Consider the following 23,293-nt stretch of genomic DNA (forward strand, 5'->3'; position numbering starts at 1 on the left):
CCGTGTCGGGTGACCGTCCCAGTCCGCTCGTCATCGAGCGCATCCTGCGCGACCGGCAGGGCATCTGGCAGCAGATCGTGGCCGATGGCGACCTCAACGCCCTGACGGGGCGGATGCTGGCCAGCTCCGCCGTCGCGCTCGCCTGCTACGGGGCGGTGCTCGGGGCGTTCCACAGCCCGTTGATGGCGCTCACGTCGGCGCTGAAACTGCCGCTGCTGTTCCTGGTCACGCTTGCCATCTGCCTGCCCACGCTGTACCTGTTCAACCTGGTGTTCGGCGCCCGGCTGTCGGTGCGCCAGTCGTTGGCGCTGGTGATGGTCGCGATCACCGTCACCTCGATGCTCGCGGTGGCGTTCGCGCCGATCAGCCTCTTCTTCCTGATCACCGCGCCCGACTACGGCTTCTTCAAGCTGCTCAACGTCGCGATCCTGACGCTGTCGGCGCTGGTCGGGCTGCGGTTCCTGACCGGCGGGATGCAGGTGCTCAACGACCACGGCCTGCTCGCCCCGGCGACGGGCGACGCCCCCGCAGCCGTGCCCGCCAGTGCCGTACCCGCCACGGTGCCCGCCGGTGCCGTGCCTGCCACGGTGTCCGCCGGGTCGGCGGGGGCCGCCGGTGCGGTTGCCGAGCCGGTCGCCGTGCCGGCCGGAGCGGCTGCCGCCTCGGCCGCGAACGGGGCCGCGCCCGACGCGACGACCGCCGTGACCGCCGCACCGGCCCCGGGGCAGGTTCCGACGCAGTGGAGCGGCCAGCCCTCCGGCGCCTCGTTCGCGCCCGGCTACCCGGCGGCGCAGCGCCCGTGGGGCAGCCCGCCGGTGCGGCGCGGTGAGCCGACGCAGCGGCCGGCCAGCATGACGCTGCTCTACATCTGGATCCTGCTCTTCGGCTTCGTCGGCACCCAGTTGGCGTGGACGCTGCGGCCGTTCTTCGGTGACCCGGACAAGGATTTCTCCCTCTTCCGCAGCATCGACGGCAACTTCTACGCGGAGATCCTGCGGACGATCGCCAACCTCTGACCCGTCTCGTAACTGGGAAAACCCTGGTTGCCGCCCTCATTACCGAGAAGTAACGTCGGGCCATGACAGTCGACTCCCGCCAGGTGGCGGCCGGCATCCTGGAAGCGGTGCCGTTCGCCCGTACGCTCGGCATCGAATTCGTCGAGGTGGCCCCGGAGGCGGACGGCGGGGTGCGGGCCGTCGTCCGGCTCCCCGATACGCCGGCCACCCACAACCACGTCGGCGGCCCGCACGCCGGGGCGATGTTCACGCTCGGCGAGACGGCCTCCGGCACGGTCGTGCTGGCCGCCTTCGGGCAGCTGCTCGACCGGGCCGTGCCGCTCGCCGTCCGGGCCGAGATCGCCTACCGCAAACTGGCCCGAGGGCCGGTGCTGGCCACCGCGCGGCTCGGTCGGCCGGCTCCCGAGGTGATCGCCGAGCTGGAATCCGGTCGGCGGCCCGAGTTCGGTGTCGAGGTGGAGATCACCACCGAGGACGGCACGCCCACCTCGGCGATGACGGTGGTCTGGACACTACGACCGAACTGAGCCGCGCCACGGGCGTCCAAAACGGGTTTACGGGCCCGGCCGGGTGGTTAGATTCGTACCGTGCTGGGCCTACCTGCTCATGTGACCGCCTGTCTCTTCGATCTGGACGGTGTGCTGACGCAGACCGCCCGGGTGCACAACGCCGCCTGGACGAAGACGTTCGACGAGTTCCTGCGGCAGCGCGCCACGGCGACCGGAGAACCCTTCCAGCCGTTCGACCCCGGCCCCGACTACAACCGCTACGTCGACGGCCGGCCCCGCGCCGACGGCGTCCGGTCGTTCCTCGCCTCCCGGGGGATCGTGCTCCCCGAGGGCAGCCCGGACGACCCACCCGACGCCGACACCGTCAACGGCGTCGGCAACCGCAAGAACGTCCTCCTGCTGGAACAGCTGCGCACCTCCGGTGTCGAGGTCTACCCGGGCTCGGTGCGCTACCTGGAGGCGGCGACCGCCGCCGGGCTGCGCCGGGCGGTGGTCACCGCGAGCGCCAACGGGCGCGAGGTGGTCGCCGCCGCCGGGCTGGAAGCTCTGCTGGAGGCGCGGGTCGACGGGCTCGTCGCCCGGGAACAGAAGCTGCGCGGCAAGCCGCAACCCGACACCTTCCTGGCCGGGGCCAGGATCCTCGGCGTGGACCCCACCCAGGCCGCCGTCTTCGAAGACGCGCTCTCCGGGGTGGCGGCCGGCCGCGCCGGCGGCTTCGGGTACGTCATCGGTGTCGACCGGGTCGGGCAGGCCGACGAACTGCTCGCGCACGGCGCCGACATCGTCGTCAAGGACCTCGCCGACCTGCTCGACGCGGGCGACGCCGCCGCAGGGGTGCCGCGCACGTCCGGCCAGGCGTCGACAGGTGAGCGGGGCAGCGCGTGATCCGGGAACGGGCCTATCCCGTCGAGCCGTGGCACATCCGGGAGACCCGCCTGGACATGGACGTGCTGGCCCAGTCGGAGTCGGTCTTCGCGCTCTCCAACGGGCACGTCGGGCTGCGCGGAAACCTCGACGAGGGCGAACCGCACGGCCTACCCGGCACGTACCTCAACTCGTTCTACGAGCTCCGTCCGCTGCCGTACGCGGAGGCCGGCTACGGTTTCCCCGAGTCCGGGCAGACAATCGTCAACGTCACCAACGGCAAGCTGATCCGGCTGCTCGTCGACGACGAGCCGCTCGACGTCCGCTACGGCGAACTGCTGTCCCACGAGCGGACCCTCGACATGCGCGCCGGCACCCTGCACCGTGAGCTGCACTGGCGCTCGCCGGCCGGCCGCGAGGTCAAGGTCCGCAGCACCCGGCTCGTGTCGTTCACCCAACGGTCGGTGGCCGCGATCAGCTACGAGGTGGAGGCGGTCGACCGCCCGCTGCGGCTGATCGTCCAGTCCGAGCTGGTGGCCAACGAGTCACTGCCGGCGCAGAGCAAGGACCCCCGGGTCGCGGCCGTGCTGGAGTCGCCGTTGCAGGCCGAGGAGGAGCTGACCACCCCGGACGGCGGGCAGCTCATCCACCGCACCAAGGTCTCCGGGCTGCGGGTGGCCGCCGCCATGGAGCACGAGGTGCACGGCCCGGACCACACCACAATCGAGTCCGAGGGGTACGAGGACTGGGTCCGCACCACCATCGGCTGCGTGCTCAAGCCCGGCGAGAAGCTGCGGGTGGTCAAGTACCTGACGTACGGCTGGTCCAGTCGTCGTTCGCTGCCCGCGCTCCGCGACCAGGTCGGCGCGGCGCTGGCCGGGGCTCGCCTCGACGGCTGGGACGGGCTGCACCGGGAGCAGCGCAACTACCTCGACGAGTTCTGGGACGCCGCCGACGTGCTGGTCGAGGGCGATCCGGAGATCCAGCAGGCCGTGCGGTTCGGTCTGTTCCACGTGCTCCAGGCCGGTGCCCGGGCCGAGCAGCGGCCGATCTCGGCGAAGGGGTTGACCGGCCCCGGCTACGACGGGCACGCCTTCTGGGACACCGAGATGTTCGTCCTGCCCGTGCTCACGTACACCCAGCCCAGCGCGGTGCGCAGCGCCCTGCAGTGGCGGCACAGCACCCTGGAGCTGGCCCGGGAACGGGCCGAGACCCTCAACCTCAAGGGCGCCGCCTTCCCGTGGCGGACCATCGAGGGGCCGGAGTCCTCCGGATACTGGCCGGCCGGCACGGCGGCGTTCCACATCGCCGCGGACATCGCCGACGCGGTACGCCGGTACGTCCTGGTCACCGGGGACACCGCCATGGAGCGGGAGATCGGGCTGGACCTGCTGGTGGAGACCGCCCGGCTGTGGCGCTCGATCGGGCACCACGACAGGCACGGCCGCTTCCACATCGACGGCGTCACCGGCCCCGACGAGTACACCGCGGTGAAGAACGACAACATCTACACCAACCTGATGGCACAGCGGAACCTGCTCACCGCCGCCGAGGTGGTGATGCGCTACCGGGACGAGGCGTTCCACCTCGGGGTCACCGACGAGGAGGCGGCGAGCTGGCGCGACGCGGCCACCTCCATGCACGTGCCGTACGACGACGAGCTGGACGTGCACCAGCAGGTGGAGGGGTTCACCCGGCTCCAGGAGTGGGACTTCCCGCACACGCCCACCGAGAAGTATCCGCTGCTGCTGCACTACCCGTACTTCGAGCTGTACCGCAAGCAGGTCGTCAAGCAGGCCGACCTGGTCCTGGCGATGCACTGGCGGGGGGACGCGTTCACCCCCGAGCAGAAGGTGCGCAACTTCCTCTACTACGAACGGCGGACGGTACGCGACTCGTCACTGTCGGCCTGCACCCAGTCCGTGCTCGCCGCCGAGGTGGGCCATCCCGACCTGGCGCACATCTACCTGCGCGAGGCCGCGCTGATGGACCTGCACGACCTCAACGAGAACACCCGTGACGGCGTGCACATGGCCTCGCTGGCCGGCGCGTGGCTCGCCCTGGTCAGCGGCTTCGGTGGCCTACGCGACCACGACGGCGAGCTGTCCTTCGCGCCCCGACTCTCCAGCCGGCTCAGTCGCCTGGAGTTCTCCCTACAGTGGCGCGGGCTGGCGCTGCGGGTGGACGTCCGACCGCACCAGACGACGTACTCGCTGCGCCACGGTGGCCCGGACGACGTGGTGGAGCTGCGTCACCACGACCAGATCTTGCGGGTCACCTGCAACGAGCCGGTGACCGTGCCGGTCCCGCCGGCCGAGCCCTCGGGGCCGGCGCCGGAGCAGCCGCCGGGCCGGTCGCCGCTACTCCGGTTGCCCGAGCACGAGCAGTGACGGCCGGGGCGGGAGTGCTCCCGCCCCGGCCGTCACAGGCGTACGTCAGATCGGCTCGCCTGTCGACGGGCGTCCGATCGCGTCCCGGGGCGCTGCCGCCTTGGGGTCGTCGGGCAGCCGGGCCGAAGCGGCCTGGTCCCCGAAGTCCTGGTTGCGCTCGGCGTCCTGTTCACGCTTGGCGCGCTCGGTCATCTGCTGCTGCCGGGAAATCTGCTGCTTGGCCATCGTGATCCTCGCGATCCGTCGGGGCGCGGCTGCGCCTACACGGTCTGCGGTCTCCTCGTCGCGTACCCGGCGGCCCACCCGGCAAACGCCGTGCCTGGACCTGCGCGATCGGGGCCGTCCGGCGCGGCGGGTGGCCGGGCGCGTGTGGCGCGGCGAGCGCCGGGCGCGTGTGGCGCGGCGGGCGGGGTAAGCGGGCGCAAGGCGAGCACGTGGAGGTGCGGCATGGATGAGCAACGCAGCACGGTGAGCATTCCGGTCCGGGACGCCCAGCTTCCCGCCGATCTGCTGCTGCCCGCCCGGCCGGTCGGCGTGGTGCTGTTCGCGCACGGCAGTGGTAGCTCGCGGCACAGCCCGCGCAACGTCGCGGTGGCCCGGACATTGAACGAGCGCGGCCTCGCGACAGTGCTTGTGGATCTGCTCACCCCGGCCGAGGACGAGGTGGACGCGCGTACCGCCGAACTGCGGTTCGACATCGGGTTGTTGGCGAGTCGGCTGGCCGGGATCGTCGACTGGTTGGCGGCCGAGCGCCCCGCCGGTGACGTGCCGATCGGTCTCTTCGGTGCCAGCACGGGTGCCGCCGCCGCGCTTGTCGCGGCCGCGTCCCGCGCCGACCGGGTGGGTGCGGTGGTGTCCCGGGGCGGCCGACCCGACCTGGCCGGCGCGGCGTTGGATCAGGTGCGTACCCCGACGTTGCTGCTGGTCGGCGGCCTGGACGAGGAAGTGATCACGATCAACGAGCGGGCGCGCACCGAGTTGGGGGAGATCGGCGAGCTGTGGGTGGTGCCGGGAGCCACCCATCTCTTCGAGGAGCCCGGCGCGCTCGACCAGGTGGCCGACCATGCCGGTACCTGGTTCACGACCCATCTCGCCCGGACGACGGCTGCGCCGCGCCGCTCGTGAGCGACGCGGCGTGCCGCCTCAGGAGTGTGCCGCCGCCTCCGTGCTGGAGCGGCGACGCTGCACGGTGTCGATGATCCGCCAGAGGACTGCGGTGATCGGGACGCTGACGAAGGCACCGGCGATGCCCGCGATCAGGGTGCCGGCGGTGACCGCCACCAGGATCACTGCCGGGTGCAGCCGCACCTGACGCTTCATGACCAGCGGCTCCAGCAGGTTGCCCTCGATCTGCTGCACGGCGACCACCGCGGCGAGGGTGAGCAGAGCTGTCGTCGGCCCGTTGGCCGCCAGCGCCACCAGCACCGCGACCGCGCCGGCCACCGTGGCCCCGATGATCGGTATGAAGCCGCCGAGGAAGGTGATGAGCGCCAGTGGCAGGGCCAGCGGCACCCCCAACAGCACCAACGCCAGGCCGATGCCGATCGCGTCGATCGCCGCGATCAGCATGGTCCCCCGGCTGTACGCGCCCAACGTCTGCCAGCCGGCCCGGCCCGCCTCGGCCACCACGGGCCGGTTCGGGCCGGTCATCCGGGACAGCGTCCAGTGCCACATCGACCGGCCGTCCTTGAGCAGGAAGAAGAGCAGCACCAGGGCGAGCAGCGCGGAGCCGACGACCTCGCTGGCCGTTCGGGCGCCCGCCACCGGGTCCGGAGAGCTGCCACTGAGCCCTTCCCGGGCCTGGTCGATCAGCTTGTCGAGCTGGGCGTCGCTGACCGGCAGGGTGGACGTGACGAATTCTCGGCTGCGGTCCAACCCCTGGGTCAGTTCCTGGCTGAGCTGGTCGAACTGGCTGGCCGTCAGGTTCCACACAAGCGCGCCGACCCCCACCAGGATGCCGAGCAGCAGCAGGACGGTGAGCAGCGCCGCCAGTGCCGCAGGCAGGCGCAGGCGGCGTAGCCGGAGCAGCACCGGATCGAGCAGCGCGGTGAGAAAGATGGTGGCGGCCAGGGCGATGGCCAGCGGGGCCAGCAGGACGGCGATCCGACCCAGCAGGTAGAGCCCGGCGATGATCACCACCAGGCAGGCGCTCCACAGCACCGCGGTCCGGACCAGCCAGGGCAGGGCAGCCCACGCCTGGCGGGGCCCGGCCTCACCGGTCGCCGTGGTACCGGTCGGGGGAGTGGTGCCCGTTGTGCCGGTCGCCGTGCCGGTTGTCGGCGTGGCGCTGCTTGTCGGCCCGGCGTCCGCCCCGGGTTCGTCTGCCGTCATGTCGGCCCTCCTCGATCTCGGCGAGGTCGGTACCCGGCCGGCGCTGCGCCGACACCCGAATCGCGCCAGCGCTGGGCGGGCCGTCGGACGAACGGATGTCTTCCCCTTCGGCCGCCCGCGCGGATCGTACGCCGACGCGGGTCGGTCGGCCGGGCCTTCGCCATCCACGCCCGGACCGTCGGCGTTTGCGCTGACCGGCCCAGGGAACGCGAAGGGGAACTACCTGAGGAGGCACGCCGTGGGTGACTTCATGGACAAGGCCAAGGACGTCGCGGACAAGCACGACAAGCAGGTCGACCAGGGTATGGAGAAGGCCGGCGAGATGGCCGACAAGCGCACGGGCGGCAAGTACGACGACCAGATCGACAAGGGCGTGGATCAGGCGCAGGCGCGTACCGGTGAGGGCGATCAGGTCCGCTGACCGACCGGAGATGCCCCGGGCCGCCGAGGATTCGGCGGCCCGGGATCGTCTCTGTCGGACGGTACGTCGGTCAGTGCTGCTGCTTCTCGCGTAGCTCGTCCACCGAGGTCGGCCGGTCACTCAGTGCGTCACGCAGCCGGTCGATCATCCCGGTGCCGGGGGCGAGCAGCTTGTTCGCCGGCGGGTGGTCCGGCGCGCTCGGGTGCGGCCGGGTCGGTGCGACCCTCTTGAACGCCGTGACCTTGCCGGCCAGCTCGACCAGCTCCTCCCGGGCTGTGGCGGCCCGCAGCCGGGGGAAGAGGTCGCTCTCCTCGTCCTGCACGTGGTGGCGGATGGTGCTGGTCAGGTGGGCGAGCAGCTCGTCGAAGCGGGGGTCGGACGGGTCGACGGACTCCAGGTCCTTCATGGTCCGTTCGGCGTCGGAGTGTTCCTCGATCTCGTGATCGGCGAGCTGGTCGCCGTCGGGCAGTGCCTTGCGAGCCGTCGGATAGACGTACGCCTCCTCGGCCACCGCATGCCGAACCAGCTCGGCGATCACGACGTCGGCGAGCTGGCGGCGGTACTCGGGAGTGCCCTGTCGGGTCTCCAGCTCGACGAAGAGGGTCTCGACCTCGCGGTGATCGGCGACGAGGATGTCGACGATGTCCTGGTCGCCGGTGGTCTGTGGGTTGGTCATCTGGGCCCCTTGCCGGTTGCGGTCGGTAGGTGTGTGGCCCCTGGTACCCCGCAGCGTTCGGGCAAACCCACGGTCGCCGATGGATTTGACGGGAGAACCGTCGTCCTCGGACGGGGTGACGGATGGGGGCTGCCGGTGTTCGTGGTGCGCACGGGACGGAGGAGCACGATTGGCCCGTCGGGCCCGGGGTAACCGCAGCCATGCCCGACGACCGACCACCAGCCGACCGGAACCGGTCGACGCTCGGCGAGGCCGCCGAGCGCAGCGGCCGGACGGTGGATCGGGTGTGGCACCGCAGCGGGCAGGCCAGCCGTATCCGGGTCCGGCAGCTGGAGGTCACCCTGGTGATCGCGGTCCAGGCCGGGCTGGCAGCGGCGCTCGCCGGCCTGATCGCGCAGCACTTCCTCGGCCCCGGGGCGCACGTCTTCGCTCCCGCCGCCGCCGTCGGTACGATCGCCACCGCCATCGGCCAGCGGGCCCGACGCACCTTCGAGCTGCTGTTCGGCGTCGGCCTGGGCATCGTCATCGGCGACACGCTGCGCTTCCTCATCGGCTCCGGGCCGTGGCAGACCGGCGTGGTCGTCGCCCTGGCCATCGCCAGCGCCCTCCTGGTGGCCGGGAAGGGCGGCCCGCTTGTCGGCCAGGCCGGTGGTACCGCCGTACTGATCGCCACGCTGGCGCCGATGGAGCGCGGCCTGGAACTGCCGAGGATCGTCGACGCGGTCGTCGGCGGCGCGGTCGGTCTCCTGGTCGTGGCGCTGCTGGTGCCGGTCAACCCGATGCGCGTGCTGGACCGCGCCGCTGCGCCGATCTTCGCGGTCCTGCGCGAGCAGCTCGCCGAGCTGGCACAGGCGGTACGCGAACGCGACGTCGACCGGACGAAGGGTGTCCTGGAGCGGCTTCGCGGCACCGAGGGCGACGTGGGACGACTGAACGACTCGCTGAGTGGGGCGGAGGAGGTGGTCACCATCGCGCCGGCGCGCTGGCACCGCCGCCAACAGTTCCACGAGTACGCCCGCAGCACCTCACACCTGGAGCGGCTGCTGCTCGACACCCGCGCACTGGCCCGCTGGTCGACGACCGCCCTGCAGTACGACGAGCCGATCCCGTCGGAGCTGCCGGACGCGATCGCCCGGCTGGGACAGGCGGTGGAGGAGATGCGGAGGGAGTGCCGGGTCGGCGAAACCCCTCGGTGCACCCGGAAGCTGGTCGAGGAGTGCGCCGAGCTGGCCGGGCGATCCGCCGCTCTCGGGGTCAAATCGTTCGGCGACGCGCTCGTCACCGGCCTGCGTACCGCGGCCAGCGACCTGCTCCGGGCGGCCGGCTGTGAACCGGACGACGCCAACCGGATCGTGCGCAGAGCGGCCGGCGCCGGCGAGGCGGCCATCAACCCGCCGGCTCGAGGCCATCTGCATCGCGCCCGGCCGACTCGGGCCGCCCGGGCACGCCGGCGAGCGCACCTCGCCGCCCGTCGGCGCGACGGCGACCGGGCCGGCCTCTCCGCGCGGGAGAGGCCGGCCCGGTGAAACCGTCGGATCAGGAGGAGTAGCCGCGCTCGGCGATCCAGTTGGCGACCTTCGGCAGGCTCATCCAGTACTCGCCAAGCGCCGGGTCGGCCGGGTCGGCGACGCGGATGGTGTCCCCACCGTCGCGGTAGCCGACGAGCGTCAGGTAGTGGCCGCCCTCGTACGAGTGCGGGTTGCCATCGGTGTCCACGGTCGTGCCCTTGATGTTGGCCACCACCGGACGGCCGGCGTCGATCGCGGCCAGCACGTCCCGGCGCAGCTGCTCGACCTGGTCGGGGCGGGCCACCGAGTCGCGGATCTCGGTGGTCCGGTAGCGACCGCCGGTCAGTTCGTTGAGCACGCGGGTGGTGTCCAGGGCCGATGGCGTGCCCGCCTCGGTGGTGCCGAGCCGCTTGGCCACCTCGTCCTGGGACAGCGCCTTGCCCTGCGCGGAGAGCGCGATCCGGGTCGCGGCCGGGCCGCAGTAGAAGAAGTTCGGCTGGGCCTGGTAGTCGACGTCGAGGATCCGTTCGGCGCTGCGGTTGGTCTGGCTCGACGAGGACGGGGCGCCCTGCGCGGGGGCCGCCTGCGCGGCGACGGCGGGGCCGAGGGCGCAACCGCCGGCGACCAGCAGGCCGACGACGGACAGGCCACTCTTCTGCACGATCGGGTTCATGGTCGAGTCTCCGTTCGGGGGTGCCGCCTCCGTGGCGGTCTCGGCCGTGCGTACCGGGGACGTAACGGCCCTGCTCCGGCCGGCATTCCGCCGCCGGCTGCCGGGCAGGGCGTCGTGACCAGGTGTAACGGCTGCCGGCGGTGCGGGATTCCGAGGTGTGGGCTCCGATGCCGAAGCGGTCAGACGGTCACGTAACGGACGTCAGGTCAGAGGCTCCCGAGCAGCCCGGTCACGGTGATCTCGATGACCACGCGCTCCGGATTCGGGCGCGGTGTCCGGTACCGCTCGGCGTAGCGGCGCTCCGCCTCCGCGACGGAGGCTCGATCCGACCGGAGCACCGCCCGGCCCTCGATCGTCAGCCAACGGCGGCCATCCACGTGGCAGACGGCCACCGGAGTGCCCGTGTCGCCGGCGGCGGCCACCTGCCGCGCCTTGCGGGACGTGCCGGAGGTGATCACCCGGGCCAACCCGGCAGCCGCGTCGAGGGTGACCCCGACCGGCACCACGTGCGGGGTGCCGTCGGCACGCAGGGTGGTAAGCGTCGCCAGGTGCCGTTCCGCGCAGAAGGCGGCGACCCGGTCGTCGCTGATGTCCAGCCGATGATCGCCCGCCACGTCCCGTCCCCCGCCCTGTGCGCCAACCCCGATCATCGTACGGAGCGGGCGCGCTTCGGTTCCGGCGGCGCGTCCGGCTGCCCGGGCAGGCGACGGCCGGCCGCCCGGCGCTTGTGCACGAGCCGGGTGAGGTAGATCAGCGCGCCGGCCAGAACGCCCATGTCGTCCAGGTAGATCGGATCCGGGAGGATGTCCACCGAAAGATCGTGTAGATCAGCGCTCCGTAGAAGGCCACCTTGCCGCCCGCGCCGAGCCCGGTCAGCAGCCGCCTCGTACGCACCAGGCGTACCGCCAGCACCACCGCGCCGACGAGTGTGGCGATCGCCAGGATGCCGGCGATCACCACGAGGACCCACGCCTGTCGGGACATGCCGTCACGCTAACCCACAGGCGCGGGTCCGGCCCGGCGCGCTGCTGCCGAACCGTCCGGCCGCGCGCGGCGTGCTGCGGTGCCCGCGGTCGGGACGCGTCCAGCCGCAGGGGTCAGAACGCCGGCACCGCGGCCCGACCGCGAGCGACCACCGTGTTCTCCCGGGTCTGCTCGGCCGAGGGCCGGAGGACCTCGCTGAGCGGCAGCACCGACGCCGACTCCGCCACCCGCCGTCCGGTCGCCGCGTGGGCCTCCTCGCGGAGGCTCCGGGCCGCCGCCACGGCCAGCTCGGCGGCCCGCCAGGCGGCCTGCTCCCGCTCCTGGGCGGCGGTGTGCCGGGCCGCCAGGTTGTCGCGGATCGCCCGCTGCAGCACGAGTTCCTGCTCGACGGGGTGCAGCCGCGGGTCCCAGCCGTCGCGGTGCGCGAAGACGTCGCTGAGCTGCTCCACCGACAGTTCCCGCCGCCAGTACGCGTCCAGCGCGGCCCGGTGCAGGTAGCGCTCGCGGTCGGCGTACTCGGCGGGGGTCCGGACAGTGTGCGGCAGGGGCATCGCGGCCGCCGCGCCGAGTCGCCGTACGCCGGTCTCGGCCGCCTCCAGTGCCTGCCAGGCGGCTTCGACGGTCTCCTGCGCGGCCACCCACTCGGCCCGTCGGCGCTGGGCGGTGGTGGTGGCGCGCTCAGCGGCCACCGCGATCTCCTGCGCGTAGCGGCTCTGCTCCCGCTCCTCCTGGGCCTGTTCGAGCTGGCTGGGCATGGCCGCGTCGCGGATCCGGGCGGCCGGGTCGAGGCGGAACCGGCCGGGTCGCAGCAGGAGCGCGGCGACGGCGACCACCACGACCCCGAGGAGGCTCAGCCAGATGGCGGCGGCCCGGGGCATGTCGGGCAGGACGGCGGAGAGGACGGTCTGCATGATCAGCACCTCGCGGTCGAACGACGGTATCGACGGATGGGTCCTGACGGCACCGGGCCGGTCGCTCGACTGGTGTCGACGCGCCGGGCTCCGAGTGGTCGGGGTGAGCTGCGGATGGCCGCCCGAGGCTCGGGTCGATCGCGGCCGGGCGGGACCTCACGAGCCGGATCGGGTCCGGCTGCGGGTCGCGCGACGGCGGCGGCGACCGGACACCCGGACGCACGACCCGAAGCCGGGTCACGGGGAGCGTCGGGTGGCCGGACGGCCTGGGGTCAGCTGGTGGGAGGGCCGCGTCGGGGCGGGGTGCCGCGACCGGGCGCAACGGCCGGCGCGTGCTCCGCGCCCGCGAGGACCGGGCCGGTCGGCGTGGCGACGGCGGCGTCGCTGCTCGGCCGGGGCGCGGCCGGCTGGCTCGTACGCTCGGTGGCCGCGACAGCCTCGGGTCGAACGGCGTCCACGCGGCTGCTGACGGCGCTGGGCCGTAGTTGCGCCTGGGCGGACGGCGGCGTGGCGGCGAGGGCGCCGCCGAGACCGACCGCGAGCACCAGCGCGGTGACCGCCAGCCGGGTCAGCTCCCGCAGTGACCGCAGCACTGCCCACCGGGCTGGGCGGACCAGGGCTGCGGACGACACCCGACCAACCTATCGCCCGAACCGGTGTGACGCAGCACCACGGCCGGCGCGATCGGGGTGACCACCACCACCGTGAACACTGTGGACGGTGTAGGCCCGCGGCCGCGCCGGGTGCCCGGGAGCCGAACCAGGATGACCCCTGCCGCAGCAGGCGGCAGGGGTCATTCGAGGATCTCGTGTGGCGCCGGCCGCCGACGGGTCAGCAGGCGGTGCCGAGCGTTGTCGACCGGTCAGCCGGCGGTGCCGAGCACCGGCGGCGCTTCGTCCCCGGCGTCCCGCCACACCATCTCGTCCTCGGTCAGCCAGGTCAGCCGCTCGTCGGACTCGTCGTCCTCGGGGCGACCGTGCCCGCCGAGCACCCCGGGGCGGTTGGTGCCCCGGCCGTTGCCCGCCAGGCCCTGGCGTCCGCCGGCCGTCCGACCGGGCTCGCCGCGACGACCGTCGACGCTGCGCCCGACGCCACTGGCGGAACGGCTCTCGGCGGCGGCAGCGCCACCGGTCGGCCGGGCCGTCGTGCCGGGCGTGCTGCTCGACCCGGCGAGCGCGGAGGTGCGCAGCACCCCACCGGCCGGTGCCCCGAAGAGCAGGCTCGACCCGCCTGCGGCGCTGGCGGCCACGGCGGTCGTCCCGGACAGCCCGGCCAGGCCGGCCGCCCCGCCGAGCAACGGGTCGGCGCTGGCGAGGGAGGTGGTGCTGCCCTCGGCCCCGCTGGCGGAGCCCTCCGGCCCGATGACGACGACCGAGCTGCCGGCGTCCTGGCCGGGGATGGAACCACCCCCGCCGGCCGGCGGAGGTGCCACGCCGTCGGGCGCCGCGATGGTCGCGCCGCCGGTGTGCGCGGTCAGGCCGGTGGCGGTCGGAGCGGCCGACGGCGTGGTGACGGCCGGGCCGCTGCGCGGCGTCGGCCGATCGTCGTTGGCCGTCTGCGGAGTGTCCGGGTGGGGGTGGGGCGGGTCGACCACCCGGTCGTAGGCGGACAGGTCGTAGCCGGCGGCCAGCTCGGCCACCACGTTCACCATCCGCTGGTGTGCCTTCTCCTGCTCTTCCTTGTCCTGCTGGTGGCCCAGGAAGCCGCCGATCAGGATGCCCGGAGCGCCGAAGGCGGCACCCTTGAGCGCGCCGGATACGGCCTGGTCGTTGTCGTCGGTCTCTTCCGGGCTCTCGGCCTGCTTGTGCGCGGTGCGCAGCTGGCCGGCCATCATGGTGAGGCCCTGCTTCACGCCGGCCATGCCCTCGCCCAGCGCGTCGGAGTGGTCGACGATCAGGGACAGCCGCCGCTGGAACTCCCGACCTGCCGAGCCCGTCCAGGTGTTGCCGAGCTTGTCGAGGTCGCCGCTCAACTCCCGGCTGAGGCCGTCCAGGATGCCCTTGAGGGCGGCCCACTGGGCGGCGATCCCGTCGATCTGCTCCGGCTTGCCGGCCATCACCGCGTCGTACAGCTCTCGGTGGCTCTTGCCCTCGTAACGCTGGGTGTACTCAGACACGCGCGTCCCCCTTCGGCTGCAGCGCCCGGTCGACACCGGTCAGCGCGGCCGTGATGTCGGTGGCGTTGGCCGCGTTACGCGCCTCGGCGGTGCGGTAGTTGGCCAGGATGGTGCTGGTCGCCTGCTGCGCGGCCTGCACCGCCTGCCGGAGCCGCTCGGCCTGATCCACGTACGACTGGTGAACCTCACTGTAGCGGCGCGAATTCTGGGTGGCGTCGGTGAAGGCGCCCAATGCGGGTGGACTGCACTGCATTTCGGTGTTGAGTTTGCGCAGCACCGACTCGGCCTGACTCAGCCGCGATGCCAGGTGCTGGTGGAAGTCCTCAAGGGACAGCAGGTCGACTTCCGTACGGCCGGTCATGGCAACATCCCCGTCGTTCTGGTTGACAACCGTCAGCGAAACCAGGTTAGTCCACCGCCGCGACCCGGGGCGACCCGTCCGAACGGCTCAGTCGTCGGCGCCGATCGATGCCCCGGGCAGCCCACCGCCCGTGCCGCCGTTCGTCGGGGCGCCCGTGCCCGGGGTGTCGGTGGCCGAAGTGGAGGGCACCGGCTGCGGCACGGACGCGGTCGCCGGCGCGTCACCGGGCGCGAACTGCACAAGCGCGTCCTCCAGGTCCAGGGTCGGCCCGGTCGGGATCAACGCGAGCAGCGAGCCCGGCACCGCCAGCGGGGTGACCCCCTCGTAGCCGAGCGCCGCCAGCGTCTGGGCGGAACCGAGCGGGTACCGGACGCCCTGCGGGCTGATCAGGTAGACAGTCGCACCGGCGGCGCCGGACCCGCTGGTGCCGGCGCCGGGCGCGGCCTGGGCCAGTACGCCCTTGCCGCCGGGCAGCAGCACCGACTCGGCCGTGCGGAGCGCGTCCCGGTTGGTCTGGCGCACCGGCACCGAGCCGGGCTCGTTCGCCGTCAGCTCCGCCGGAGCGCGGTCGAAGACCTCAAGGGTGGTCGTCGGGGGACCACCGCCGGTACCGGCCCGGTACGTCGCGCAGAGCAGTGTCTGCCCGGCCCGGGCCTGGTACAGGGTGGGCAGCGTCCGGGGCATTCCGTCCGCGTCCACCCGTTGCTCGGTCAACAGTCGACCGGCCTGGTCCGGCGTGATGTCGGTGATCTGACCACCGCCGCTGATGAGCAGCAGGGCCGTGATCTCACTGATCGAGACGAGCCCTTCCCGTGCGAGTACGTAGTGCTGTCCCGCCGCCTGAAAGACCTGACCGATGGTGGCCTGTCGGTCGGCCACACTCAGCCCGCTCCGGTCGCCCATCCCGGGCAGCGACGGCTTGCGCAGTGGCGGCCCGGCCGGTACGGCGTTGAGCAGTTGCTGACCTACCGGCAGCGGCGCCGTGCCCGTCATCCGCAGCGCGGCGACCGCCTGGTCACCGCCGCGCACCTCGAGCCGGGAGTTGCCGGTCAGCAGGTGCCGCTGACCGTCCACCGTGACGAGTACCGCCCGGTCGCCGAGCGGAGCGCCACCGGGCAGCGCCCGATCGATCACGACGCGGGTGGTGGAGTGGCGCGGGTCGGCCGGGTCGGGCACATCGCAGACCGACCACGGCAGGCCGGTCAACGACTTGCGGTCGGGCAGCGCGTCGGGCGCGCCGACGATGCCGACGGTCTGGCCCCGTGGCCTGTCGCGCAGCGCGGCCTGCGACATGGTGCGTACCGCGGGGTCGGGCTCGTTCAGGATCAGCCGAGCCGAGGTGTAGTTGAGCGTGGGGTGCAGCTGCCCCTCGGCGAACACGTACGTCGCGCCGGTCTCCCGCTCGATGACAAGCGTGTTCTCCTCCAGCGGCGCGGTGTTCCCGGTCAACTGGCCGTACGCGCCCACGCCGCCGAGCACCACCGCCGCGGCGATCACACTGCCGAAGACCGCCATGCCGAGCCGTCGCATCGGCAGGTTTGTCGTCTCCGGATCGCCCGACATGAGCGCGGAGACGATCCGACGGGTGACGAAGCGGTACGCCTGCACCTGATCGCGGCGGGTCCGCATGACTTACCTCCGGCGGGGTGGATCCGCGACGATGTCCTCGGGGTGCCGTCGCGGGCTTCCCTACGATAAGGGGCCGACGGCAGGTCCTCGGGGCCACCGCCGGATCGGTGCCGGGTCGACCCGGCACCGGGCCGTACCGTCCAGGAGGGACAGTCAGCGATGACGCAGGTTCAGGCGCCACCCGCGGGTGCGGTCACGAGGCCGTCCGACGTTCCGGCGCGGGCCACCCCGGCGGCCGACCGGCCGGGTCGGGGTCGCATCGGTCCGGTGCTGGTCGGCCAGCTCGTCGTCCTCGAGGTGTGTGCAGTCGCCGTCTGGGCCGCGACGGCCGGTCCGAGCTGGCTGCTGGCCACGGTGGCCGCACTTGCGCTGACCGTCGTGGTTGCCGCGTTCGCCCGCCGTGCCGGTCGCTGGTGGTTCGACGACGTGCTGCTGCGTCGCCGGCTGCGCCTCCGTCGCGAACGGGCGGCGGCCGCGTTGGCCGGCGGCACCGCCGTGGATCCCCGGCTGGCCGCACTCGCGCCCGAGCTGGACGTCATCGAGTTGACCGACCGGGGCACCCGGCTCGGCATCGGGCAGGACGACCAGGGCTGGTTCGCGGCGGTCGCGCTGCAACCGGTCACCGGCGCCGCGGTCGACTCGGTGGACGCGTCGACGGTGGATCACGCGTTGCGGGTGCTCGCCGACTTCTCGGCCCCGGTGTCCCGGACCCAGGTGGTCGCGCACACCCTGGTCTGGTACCCGGCCCCCGGTGCGCCGCCGGCAGCGCACCGTACCGTCTGGGTGGCGCTGCGGCTCACTGTCGCGGACGCACGGGTCGAGACGGTGAGCCGGGGCGGTGGGCTGCCCGGCGTCCATCGGACGCTGGCCGCCGGGATCGGCCGGTTGGGCAAGGCGCTGACGGCGGCCGGGTTGGCCCACCGCCCGCTCGGACGCGACGAGCTGCGCGCCGCGGTGGTGTCGGCCGCCGGGCTGGACCTGGTGCCGGAGCCGCCGACGGAGAACTGGCGTGGGCTGCGCGGCGGAGGCTGGACGCACCGCTGCCTGACCCTGCGGGGTCGGCCGGACGCGCCGCTCGGTCCCCTGGTGGACGCCATCACCGCCACGTCGGCCCCCTCGCACACGGTGGCCGCGGCGGTGTCGCCCGACGGGCGCGCGGCGGCGCCGCTGCTCCGGGTCGCGGCCATGGACAACCACGTCGAGGCGCTGGTCAAGGTCGTCCGGGATGTCGCACACCGCGCCGGCACGCCGGCCCGGCCGATGGACGGGCAGCACGCCCCGGGCGTCTACGCCAGCGCGCCAGTCGCGTCGACGCTGGGTGGCGTCGGAGGCCGGCAACCCCGCTGACGTCGCGGCGGCCCGACGGTCAGGGCCGCAGGTTGACGATCCAGCCGTACAGGCCGCAGACCCAGAAGGCGAGCGGCACCAGCGCGATGATCAGCATGATCTCGACGATGTCGAGCAGCCGCCCCCACACCGGCGAGATGCGCTTGCCGGCGACGGTCAGGCCGTAGATCAGGCTGACCACTGCCGACAGCAGAAGGCCGCCGAGGATCAGACCGAGCCGGACCGGAAGCGATCCGCCGGCGAAGGTGGCGGCGGCGGCCAGGCCCAGACCGACCGTGCCGGCGAGCAGCACCGGAACGCGCTGGGCCCGGCCCAGGAGCGGCCGTGCCCGCAGCATCGACAGCAGGGCCAGCACCAGGCACAGCAGTACCGCCGCCAGGCTGCCGTCCAGGGCCAGCACCAGCTGCGCGCCGAGCACCAGCACCGATACCGTCCACAGCAGACCGGTGAGGAACTGGTCGGCCCGGTCGCTCCGCTCGAGCACCTGCCGCCCGTTCACCGACTCGCTGTCGGTCTTCAGGTCGTCCGGGCCGGTTGGGATCGACGGCACCGGCAGTCGGGCCAGCCGGTAGGCCACCATCGGCAGCGCCGGCACCACGCCGAACGCGACCGCCGCCACCACCGCGGCTCCGGCTGCGGCATCGATGCCGAGGACCAGGCAGAGCAGCGCGCCCAGACCCGTCCCCGCACCCACCCCGATCGAGGCGAAGAAGAGCGGGTACCGGTCACCGACGGCCAGCACGGCCACGGCTCCGGCGACGACCACGGCGGTGGCCGCGAGAAGAACGTGCGGACTGGCCAGTTCGGTCAGCTTTCGGTCACCGGCGAGCAGCAGCAGGCCGCCGGTGCCCGCGTACACCAGCCCGATCATCGCCAGCACCGAGCCGGTCCGGGTGTCACCCGCCGCCCGGGAGAGCACCGCCGCGCCGACCAGCAGCGCCACCGCGACCAGCACGGCGGACAGCGCGCCGGGCAGGTGGGGAGGGCCGGTGAACAGTGCGGCAACGGCGCCGGCGCCGAACGCCGCCGCGGCGAACAGCACCGCGAACGAGCGGGTCGCGCCGACCTGCCAGGAACCCGGCCGCTGGGTGGTCGCGGTCGCGACCGCGTCCACCACGTCGTCGAAGACGATCTCCGGCGCGGTCGCGGACCGGGGGTTGAAGTACAACACCTCGCCGTCGCGGACACCGAGCTGCGCGGCCGTGCGACCGCCGTCCAGAGGTGCGCCACCCAGCCGGGACAGCGCCCAGCCGCCGTGCCGCACCCCGTCGTCGGCCAGGTCCTCCCCGGCGTAGCGCAGCAGGGTGGGCAGAAGGTCCGCCATCGGTACGTCCGAGGGCAGGGCCAGATCCATCCGGGTACGAGGAGCCACAATGGTGATCCGGCTCAGGCCACCGGTCGCCGTCTTCGTCGCCACAGTGGCCTCCTGGGTGTCCATCTACGATCATCGGGCCCGTAGTGCCACGGTGCGGGTGCACCGCGCCCACGGGAGATTACCTACGATGACGGGCACGTACAGTGCCCACCCGCGGGCTTCGAGTCGCGTCGGCACGACAGCAGGGCCGCTTCTGGGGAGGAGACAGCCGTGAGCACGGTGGTGTTCCGCCGACTCCCACGCCAGCCGGGGCCGGCCTTGCCGCGCGGCGAGGTCGTGCTGGAGTCCCCGCCCGAGCTACCCGAGCCGACGCCCCGCGGGATGGGGCAACTGCTCATGATCCTGCCGATGGTCTGCGGCGTCGGCGCGATGGCGTTCCTCTACGCCGGCCGGGGCGGCGGCATGATGACGTACGTCGCCGGTGGGTTGTTCGGGGTCTCGATGCTCGGCATGGCCGTCGGCTCGCTCAGCAACGGCGGCAACGACAAGGCCGAGCTGAACGCCGACCGCCGCGACTACATGCGCTACCTGGCGCAGATGCGCAAGCGCACCCGGCGGGCGGCGGCCCAGCAGCGGGACGCGATGAACTGGCGGCACCCCGAGCCCGACGCGCTCTGGTCGATCGCCGCGTCCCGCCGGCTGTGGGAGCGGCGGATCACCGAACCCGACTTCGGTGAGACCCGGATCGCGCTCGGCCCGCAGCGGCTGGCCGTGGAGATCGTTCCGCCCGAGACCAAGCCGGTGGAGGACCTGGAGCCGATGAGCGCCATCGCGCTGCGTCGGTTCGTGCGTGCACACACCACAGTGCCCGACCTGCCGACCGCGCTGTCGGTGCGTGCCTTCAGCCGGGTGGTGCTGCGCGGCGACCGGGAGCCGGTGCTCGACCTGACGCGGGCGGCCCTGGGCCAGCTGACGACCTTCCACGCCCCGGACGACCTGGTCGTCGCCGTTGTCGCCGCACCCGATCGGCAGTCGACCTGGAACTGGGTGAAGTGGCTACCCCACGCCCACCACAGCGGTCGGACAGATGCCGCGGGCGCGCGCCGGCTGGTCTTCGCCAGCCTGGCCGAGGCCGAGGAGTCCCTCGCCGCCGAACTGGCCGGGCGACCCCGGTTCGCCCCCGAGGCCAAGGCGCTGACCACCGCACCACACGTGGTCGTGGTGGTCGACGGTGGCGAGATCTCCCCGACCTGTCAGCTGGTGGGCCAGGGCCTGCTCGGCGTCACCCTGATCGACCTCTCCGGGACGGTGCCGCGCGACGCCGGCCGGTGGCTGCTCTGCCTGGACGTGGGCGACGGCAGCACCCTCGACCTGATCCGGGGCAGCTCGTCGTCGCGGCTCGGGCGACCCGACCGGCTCACCGCCGAAGCCGCCGAGGGACTGGCCCGGCAGATCGCGCCGTACCGCCTGTCGCAGCAGCAGGCCAGCAACGAGGAACCGCTGGCCCGCAGCACGGAGCTGCCCGACCTGCTCGGCGTCGGCGACGCCGCCGCCGTGGACGTGCACCAGACCTGGCGGCCGCGCGGTCACCGGGACCGGTTGCGCATCCCGCTCGGCGTCGGCCCGGACGGCAACGTCGTCGAACTGGACTTCAAGGAGTCGGCGCACGAGGGCATGGGCCCGCACGGCCTGGTCATCGGCGCGACCGGTTCCGGCAAGAGCGAACTGCTCCGTACCGTGGTGGCCGCGCTGGCGGTGACCCACTCGTCGGAGGAGCTGAACTTCGTCCTGGTGGACTTCAAGGGCGGCGCGACGTTCGCCTCGCTTGACGCGCTGCCGCACACCAGCGCGGTGATCACCAACCTCGCCGACGAGCTGCCGTTGGTCGACCGCATGCGTGACGCGCTGGCCGGCGAGATGGTGCGCCGGCAGGAGTTGCTGCGCGCGGCGGGCAACTACGTGTCCCGTTTCGAGTACGAGAAGGCCCGGGCGGCCGGTGAGCCGTTGGCGCCGATGCCGAGCTTGCTGATCATCTGTGACGAGTTCAGCGAGTTGCTGGCCGCGAAGCCGGACTTCATCGACCTGTTCGTGATGATCGGCCGGCTGGGCCGGTCCCTCGGTGTGCACCTGCTGCTGGCCTCGCAGCGCCTCGAGGAGGGCAAGCTGCGCGGCCTGGACACGCACCTGTCGTACCGGATCGGTCTGCGGACCTTCTCGGCGGTGGAGAGCCGGATCGTGCTCGGCGTGCCGGACGCGTACGAGCTGCCGAACGCTCCCGGGCACGGTTACCTAAAGACGGACACCAGCACGATGCTGCGCTTCCGGGCCGCGTACGTCTCCGGGCCGTACCGGGCACCCGGCCAGCAGGCCACCGCGTCGCAGGCCCTGGTGCAGCGCCGGATCGTGCCGTACGGCGTCGACTTCATCCCGGCGCAGGCCCCGCAGGTGGCGGTGGACGCCGTGCCGGAGCCGGAGCAGCCGGCCGACGGCAAGGCCGTCGCGATGCTGGACGTCCTGATCGACCAGCTCAAGGGTCGGGGCCGCCCCGCGCACCAGGTGTGGCTGCCGCCGCTGGCGGACCCGCCGGGCCTGGGCGAGCTGCTCGGCCCGCTGGCCGTTGACCCGACCTACGGGCTCTGCACGGCGTCCTGGCCCGGCCGCGGTCGCCTCACGGTGCCGGTCGGCGTGGTGGACCGCCCGTACGAGCAGCGCCGTGACCCGATGATGGTCGAGTTGGCCGGCGCGGGCGGCAACGTGGTCATCGTCGGCGGCTCGCTCAGCGGCAAGAGCACCATGCTGCGGTCGCTGCTGGCCTCGCTGGCGCTCACCCACACACCGCGCGAGGTGCAGTTCTTCTGCCTGGACTTCGGCGGTGGCGCGCTGCGCAGCCTGGAGCGCCTGCCGCACATGGCAGGAGTGGCCGGCCGGCGCGACATCGAGGCGGTGCGTCGCACGGTGGCCGAGGTCGTCGCGGTGCTGGACGAGCGGGAGACGCGTTTCGCCCAGTACGGCATCGATTCGGTGGCGAGCTACCGCCGTCGCCGGGCCGCCGGTGAGTTCGCCGACGACCCGTTCGGCGACGTGTTCCTTGTGATCGACGGCTGGAACACCCTGCGCCAGGATTATGAGGAGCTGGAACAGACGATCACGACGCTCGCCAACCGGGGTCTCGGCTTCGGGGTGCACGTGGTGCTCACGGCTGTGCGCTGGGCCGAAATCCGGATCAACATGCGCGATCTGCTCGGCACCAAGCTCGAGTTGCGCCTGGGCGACGCGGCGGAGTCCGAGATCGACAGGCGCTCGGCGATGAACGTGCCGGAGAAGTCGCCAGGTCGCGGCCTGACCCGGGACAAGCTGCACTTCCTGACCGCCATCTCGCGGATCGACGGTCGGCGCGACATCGAGGATCTGAGCGAGGCGTCGGTAGCGCTGGCCGGGCACGTGGCGGCGAACTGGCCGGGGCGTCCGGCGCCGAAGGTTCGGCTGCTGCCGCGCCGGCTGCCGGTGTCCGAGCTGGCCCGCATCATCGACCGGTCGGCGCCCGGTCTGCCGATCGGTGTCAACGAGTCGGCGCTCGCACCGGTCTACCTGGACCTGGCCAACGAGCCGCACCTGACGGTGTTCGGCGACGCCGAGTGCGGCAAGACCAACCTGCTGCGGTTGATCGCCCGGGGCATCACCGAGCGGTACACGCCGGCCCAGGCGCGACTGGTGATCGCCGACTACCGGCGGGGACTGCTGGGCGCGGTGGAGGGCGATCACCTGCTCGACTACGCGCCTTCCAACCAGGCGTTCGCGCAGGGGCTCGGCTCGATCCGCAGCGCGCTGTCCAACCGGCTGCCCGGCCCGGACGTGACCACCGCCCAACTGCGGGACCGCAGCTGGTGGAAGGGCCCGGACCTGTACATCCTGGTGGACGACTACGACCTGGTGGCGTCCGGTGGCAGCAACCCGCTGAGTGCCCTGCACGAGCTGCTGCCGCAGGCCCGGGACATCGGTCTGCACCTGATCGTCACGCGTCGGGTAGGCGGGGTGTCCCGGGCGCTCTACGAGCCGGTGCTGCAACGGCTACGGGAACTGGACTCACCCGGCCTGCTGATGTCCGGCAACCGGGAGGAGGGCGCGGTCTTCGGCACGCTGCGTCCGAGCCCGCAGCCACCCGGTCGGGGCACGCTCGTCCGTCGGCGCGACGGTCAGCAGTTGATCCAGACCGCCTGGTCCGAGCCGGCCTGACCGAGCGCT

The 23,293-nt window shown here is 73.0% G+C and carries 22 protein-coding genes; 9 read left to right on the top strand and 13 right to left on the bottom strand.

Features of this window, described 5'->3' with window-relative positions:
• The first annotated feature begins 2 nt into the window (after positions 1–2).
• From ACLQ26_RS15720 to ACLQ26_RS15735, 4 genes are all read left to right on the top strand, one after another.
• Positions 3–1,016 (top strand): hypothetical protein, encoded by a 1,014-nt coding sequence (locus ACLQ26_RS15720; protein WP_425745092.1) that lies wholly within the window; start codon positions 3–5, stop codon positions 1,014–1,016.
• Positions 1,017–1,078: 62 nt separating this feature from the next.
• Positions 1,079–1,543, top strand: a complete 465-nt coding sequence (locus ACLQ26_RS15725; RefSeq protein ID WP_425745093.1) for a DUF4442 domain-containing protein — start codon at positions 1,079–1,081, stop codon at positions 1,541–1,543.
• Between the two features lie 60 nt (positions 1,544–1,603).
• Positions 1,604–2,410 (top strand): HAD family hydrolase, encoded by an 807-nt coding sequence (locus tag ACLQ26_RS15730; protein WP_425745094.1) that lies wholly within the window; start codon positions 1,604–1,606, stop codon positions 2,408–2,410.
• Positions 2,407–4,779 carry a glycoside hydrolase family 65 protein gene (locus tag ACLQ26_RS15735; protein WP_425745095.1) on the top strand — a complete coding sequence of 791 codons (2,373 nt, stop codon included), beginning with the start codon at positions 2,407–2,409 and terminating at the stop codon, positions 4,777–4,779. The genes ACLQ26_RS15730 and ACLQ26_RS15735 overlap by 4 nt, the downstream gene beginning before the upstream one ends.
• Before the next feature lie 45 nt (positions 4,780–4,824).
• Here ACLQ26_RS15735 and ACLQ26_RS15740 read toward each other — a convergent pair whose 3' ends face one another.
• On the bottom strand, positions 4,825–5,004 hold the full coding sequence (locus tag ACLQ26_RS15740; protein WP_007454876.1) for a hypothetical protein: 180 nt from the start codon (positions 5,002–5,004) through the stop codon (positions 4,825–4,827).
• A 222-nt stretch (positions 5,005–5,226) separates the two neighbouring features.
• Here ACLQ26_RS15740 and ACLQ26_RS15745 point away from each other — a divergent pair, with 222 nt between their 5' ends.
• Positions 5,227–5,904: a dienelactone hydrolase family protein gene (locus ACLQ26_RS15745; RefSeq protein ID WP_425745096.1), complete on the top strand. Its 678-nt coding sequence runs from the start codon at positions 5,227–5,229 to the stop codon at positions 5,902–5,904.
• Between the two features lie 18 nt (positions 5,905–5,922).
• Here the strand turns inward: ACLQ26_RS15745 and ACLQ26_RS15750 are convergent, their stop codons facing one another.
• Positions 5,923–7,110 (bottom strand): AI-2E family transporter, encoded by a 1,188-nt coding sequence (locus tag ACLQ26_RS15750; protein ID WP_425745097.1) that lies wholly within the window; start codon positions 7,108–7,110, stop codon positions 5,923–5,925.
• A 250-nt stretch (positions 7,111–7,360) separates the two neighbouring features.
• Here ACLQ26_RS15750 and ACLQ26_RS15755 point away from each other — a divergent pair, with 250 nt between their 5' ends.
• Positions 7,361–7,531: an antitoxin gene (locus tag ACLQ26_RS15755; RefSeq protein WP_425745190.1), complete on the top strand. Its 171-nt coding sequence runs from the start codon at positions 7,361–7,363 to the stop codon at positions 7,529–7,531.
• A 70-nt stretch (positions 7,532–7,601) separates the two neighbouring features.
• On the opposite strand, the gene ACLQ26_RS15760 is transcribed toward ACLQ26_RS15755, so the two are convergent.
• Entirely contained in the window at positions 7,602–8,207 is a 606-nt protein-coding gene (locus tag ACLQ26_RS15760; protein WP_425745098.1) for a hemerythrin domain-containing protein, read from the bottom strand.
• Between the two features lie 200 nt (positions 8,208–8,407).
• On the opposite strand from ACLQ26_RS15760, the gene ACLQ26_RS15765 reads away from it, so the two are divergent.
• A complete protein-coding gene (locus ACLQ26_RS15765) occupies positions 8,408–9,733 on the top strand; it encodes an FUSC family protein (RefSeq protein WP_425745099.1) in 1,326 nt (441 codons plus the stop codon).
• A gap of 10 nt (positions 9,734–9,743) precedes the next feature.
• Here ACLQ26_RS15765 and ACLQ26_RS15770 read toward each other — a convergent pair whose 3' ends face one another.
• The 9 genes from ACLQ26_RS15770 to eccB form a co-directional block, all read right to left on the bottom strand.
• A complete protein-coding gene (locus tag ACLQ26_RS15770; protein ID WP_425745100.1) occupies positions 9,744–10,388 on the bottom strand; it encodes a C39 family peptidase in 645 nt (214 codons plus the stop codon).
• Between the two features lie 206 nt (positions 10,389–10,594).
• The gene (locus tag ACLQ26_RS15775; protein WP_425745101.1) at positions 10,595–11,002 is read right to left on the bottom strand and encodes a pyridoxamine 5'-phosphate oxidase family protein; all 408 of its coding nucleotides are present in this window, start codon (positions 11,000–11,002) and stop codon (positions 10,595–10,597) included.
• A gap of 32 nt (positions 11,003–11,034) precedes the next feature.
• Positions 11,035–11,163 (bottom strand): hypothetical protein, encoded by a 129-nt coding sequence (locus tag ACLQ26_RS15780; RefSeq protein WP_425745102.1) that lies wholly within the window; start codon positions 11,161–11,163, stop codon positions 11,035–11,037.
• On the bottom strand, positions 11,139–11,372 hold the full coding sequence (locus ACLQ26_RS15785; RefSeq protein WP_425745103.1) for a hypothetical protein: 234 nt from the start codon (positions 11,370–11,372) through the stop codon (positions 11,139–11,141). The genes ACLQ26_RS15780 and ACLQ26_RS15785 overlap by 25 nt, the downstream gene beginning before the upstream one ends.
• Before the next feature lie 113 nt (positions 11,373–11,485).
• Complete coding sequence (locus tag ACLQ26_RS15790) at positions 11,486–12,283, bottom strand: hypothetical protein (RefSeq protein ID WP_425745104.1); 798 nt, start codon at positions 12,281–12,283, stop codon at positions 11,486–11,488.
• Between the two features lie 272 nt (positions 12,284–12,555).
• On the bottom strand, positions 12,556–12,915 hold the full coding sequence (locus ACLQ26_RS15795; protein WP_425745105.1) for a hypothetical protein: 360 nt from the start codon (positions 12,913–12,915) through the stop codon (positions 12,556–12,558).
• 230 nt (positions 12,916–13,145) lie between these two features.
• Positions 13,146–14,399, bottom strand: a complete 1,254-nt coding sequence (locus ACLQ26_RS15800) for a WXG100 family type VII secretion target (protein WP_425745106.1) — start codon at positions 14,397–14,399, stop codon at positions 13,146–13,148.
• On the bottom strand, positions 14,392–14,760 hold the full coding sequence (locus ACLQ26_RS15805; protein ID WP_425745107.1) for a hypothetical protein: 369 nt from the start codon (positions 14,758–14,760) through the stop codon (positions 14,392–14,394). Before ACLQ26_RS15805 ends, ACLQ26_RS15800 begins: the two co-directional genes overlap by 8 nt.
• Positions 14,761–14,847: 87 nt before the next feature.
• Entirely contained in the window at positions 14,848–16,389 is a 1,542-nt protein-coding gene (gene eccB / locus ACLQ26_RS15810; protein ID WP_425745108.1) for a type VII secretion protein EccB, read from the bottom strand.
• Between the two features lie 159 nt (positions 16,390–16,548).
• Between eccB and ACLQ26_RS15815 the strand changes: the two genes are divergently transcribed.
• Positions 16,549–17,736, top strand: a complete 1,188-nt coding sequence (locus ACLQ26_RS15815) for a type VII secretion protein EccE (protein ID WP_425745109.1) — start codon at positions 16,549–16,551, stop codon at positions 17,734–17,736.
• A gap of 19 nt (positions 17,737–17,755) precedes the next feature.
• Here the strand turns inward: ACLQ26_RS15815 and eccD are convergent, their stop codons facing one another.
• Positions 17,756–19,174: a type VII secretion integral membrane protein EccD gene (gene eccD, locus ACLQ26_RS15820; RefSeq protein WP_425745110.1), complete on the bottom strand. Its 1,419-nt coding sequence runs from the start codon at positions 19,172–19,174 to the stop codon at positions 17,756–17,758.
• Positions 19,175–19,321: 147 nt separating this feature from the next.
• Here eccD and eccCa point away from each other — a divergent pair, with 147 nt between their 5' ends.
• On the top strand, positions 19,322–23,284 hold the full coding sequence (gene eccCa / locus ACLQ26_RS15825) for a type VII secretion protein EccCa (protein ID WP_425745111.1): 3,963 nt from the start codon (positions 19,322–19,324) through the stop codon (positions 23,282–23,284).
• Positions 23,285–23,293 lie beyond the last annotated feature (9 nt).

The organism is Micromonospora sp. DT43, from assembly GCF_049841645.1.
GTDB lineage: Bacteria > Actinomycetota > Actinomycetes > Mycobacteriales > Micromonosporaceae > Micromonospora.

Excerpts from the sequence above, each read along its gene's own strand:
- eccD (WP_425745110.1), bottom strand. The coding sequence starts at position 19,174 with ATGGACACCCAGGAGGCCACTGTGGCGACGAAGACGGCGACCGGTGGC.
- ACLQ26_RS15805 (WP_425745107.1), bottom strand. The coding sequence starts at position 14,760 with ATGACCGGCCGTACGGAAGTCGACCTGCTGTCCCTTGAGGACTTCCAC.
- ACLQ26_RS15790 (WP_425745104.1), bottom strand. The coding sequence starts at position 12,283 with ATGCAGACCGTCCTCTCCGCCGTCCTGCCCGACATGCCCCGGGCCGCC.
- eccB (WP_425745108.1), bottom strand. The coding sequence starts at position 16,389 with ATGCGGACCCGCCGCGATCAGGTGCAGGCGTACCGCTTCGTCACCCGT.
- ACLQ26_RS15785 (WP_425745103.1), bottom strand. The coding sequence starts at position 11,372 with ATGTCCCGACAGGCGTGGGTCCTCGTGGTGATCGCCGGCATCCTGGCG.
- ACLQ26_RS15755 (WP_425745190.1), top strand. The coding sequence starts at position 7,361 with ATGGACAAGGCCAAGGACGTCGCGGACAAGCACGACAAGCAGGTCGAC.
- ACLQ26_RS15780 (WP_425745102.1), bottom strand. The coding sequence starts at position 11,163 with ATGGGCGTTCTGGCCGGCGCGCTGATCTACCTCACCCGGCTCGTGCAC.
- ACLQ26_RS15770 (WP_425745100.1), bottom strand. The coding sequence starts at position 10,388 with ATGAACCCGATCGTGCAGAAGAGTGGCCTGTCCGTCGTCGGCCTGCTG.
- ACLQ26_RS15765 (WP_425745099.1), top strand. The coding sequence starts at position 8,408 with ATGCCCGACGACCGACCACCAGCCGACCGGAACCGGTCGACGCTCGGC.
- ACLQ26_RS15745 (WP_425745096.1), top strand. The coding sequence starts at position 5,227 with ATGGATGAGCAACGCAGCACGGTGAGCATTCCGGTCCGGGACGCCCAG.
- ACLQ26_RS15750 (WP_425745097.1), bottom strand. The coding sequence starts at position 7,110 with ATGACGGCAGACGAACCCGGGGCGGACGCCGGGCCGACAAGCAGCGCC.
- ACLQ26_RS15740 (WP_007454876.1), bottom strand. The coding sequence starts at position 5,004 with ATGGCCAAGCAGCAGATTTCCCGGCAGCAGCAGATGACCGAGCGCGCC.
- ACLQ26_RS15815 (WP_425745109.1), top strand. The coding sequence starts at position 16,549 with ATGACGCAGGTTCAGGCGCCACCCGCGGGTGCGGTCACGAGGCCGTCC.
- ACLQ26_RS15725 (WP_425745093.1), top strand. The coding sequence starts at position 1,079 with ATGACAGTCGACTCCCGCCAGGTGGCGGCCGGCATCCTGGAAGCGGTG.
- ACLQ26_RS15760 (WP_425745098.1), bottom strand. The coding sequence starts at position 8,207 with ATGACCAACCCACAGACCACCGGCGACCAGGACATCGTCGACATCCTC.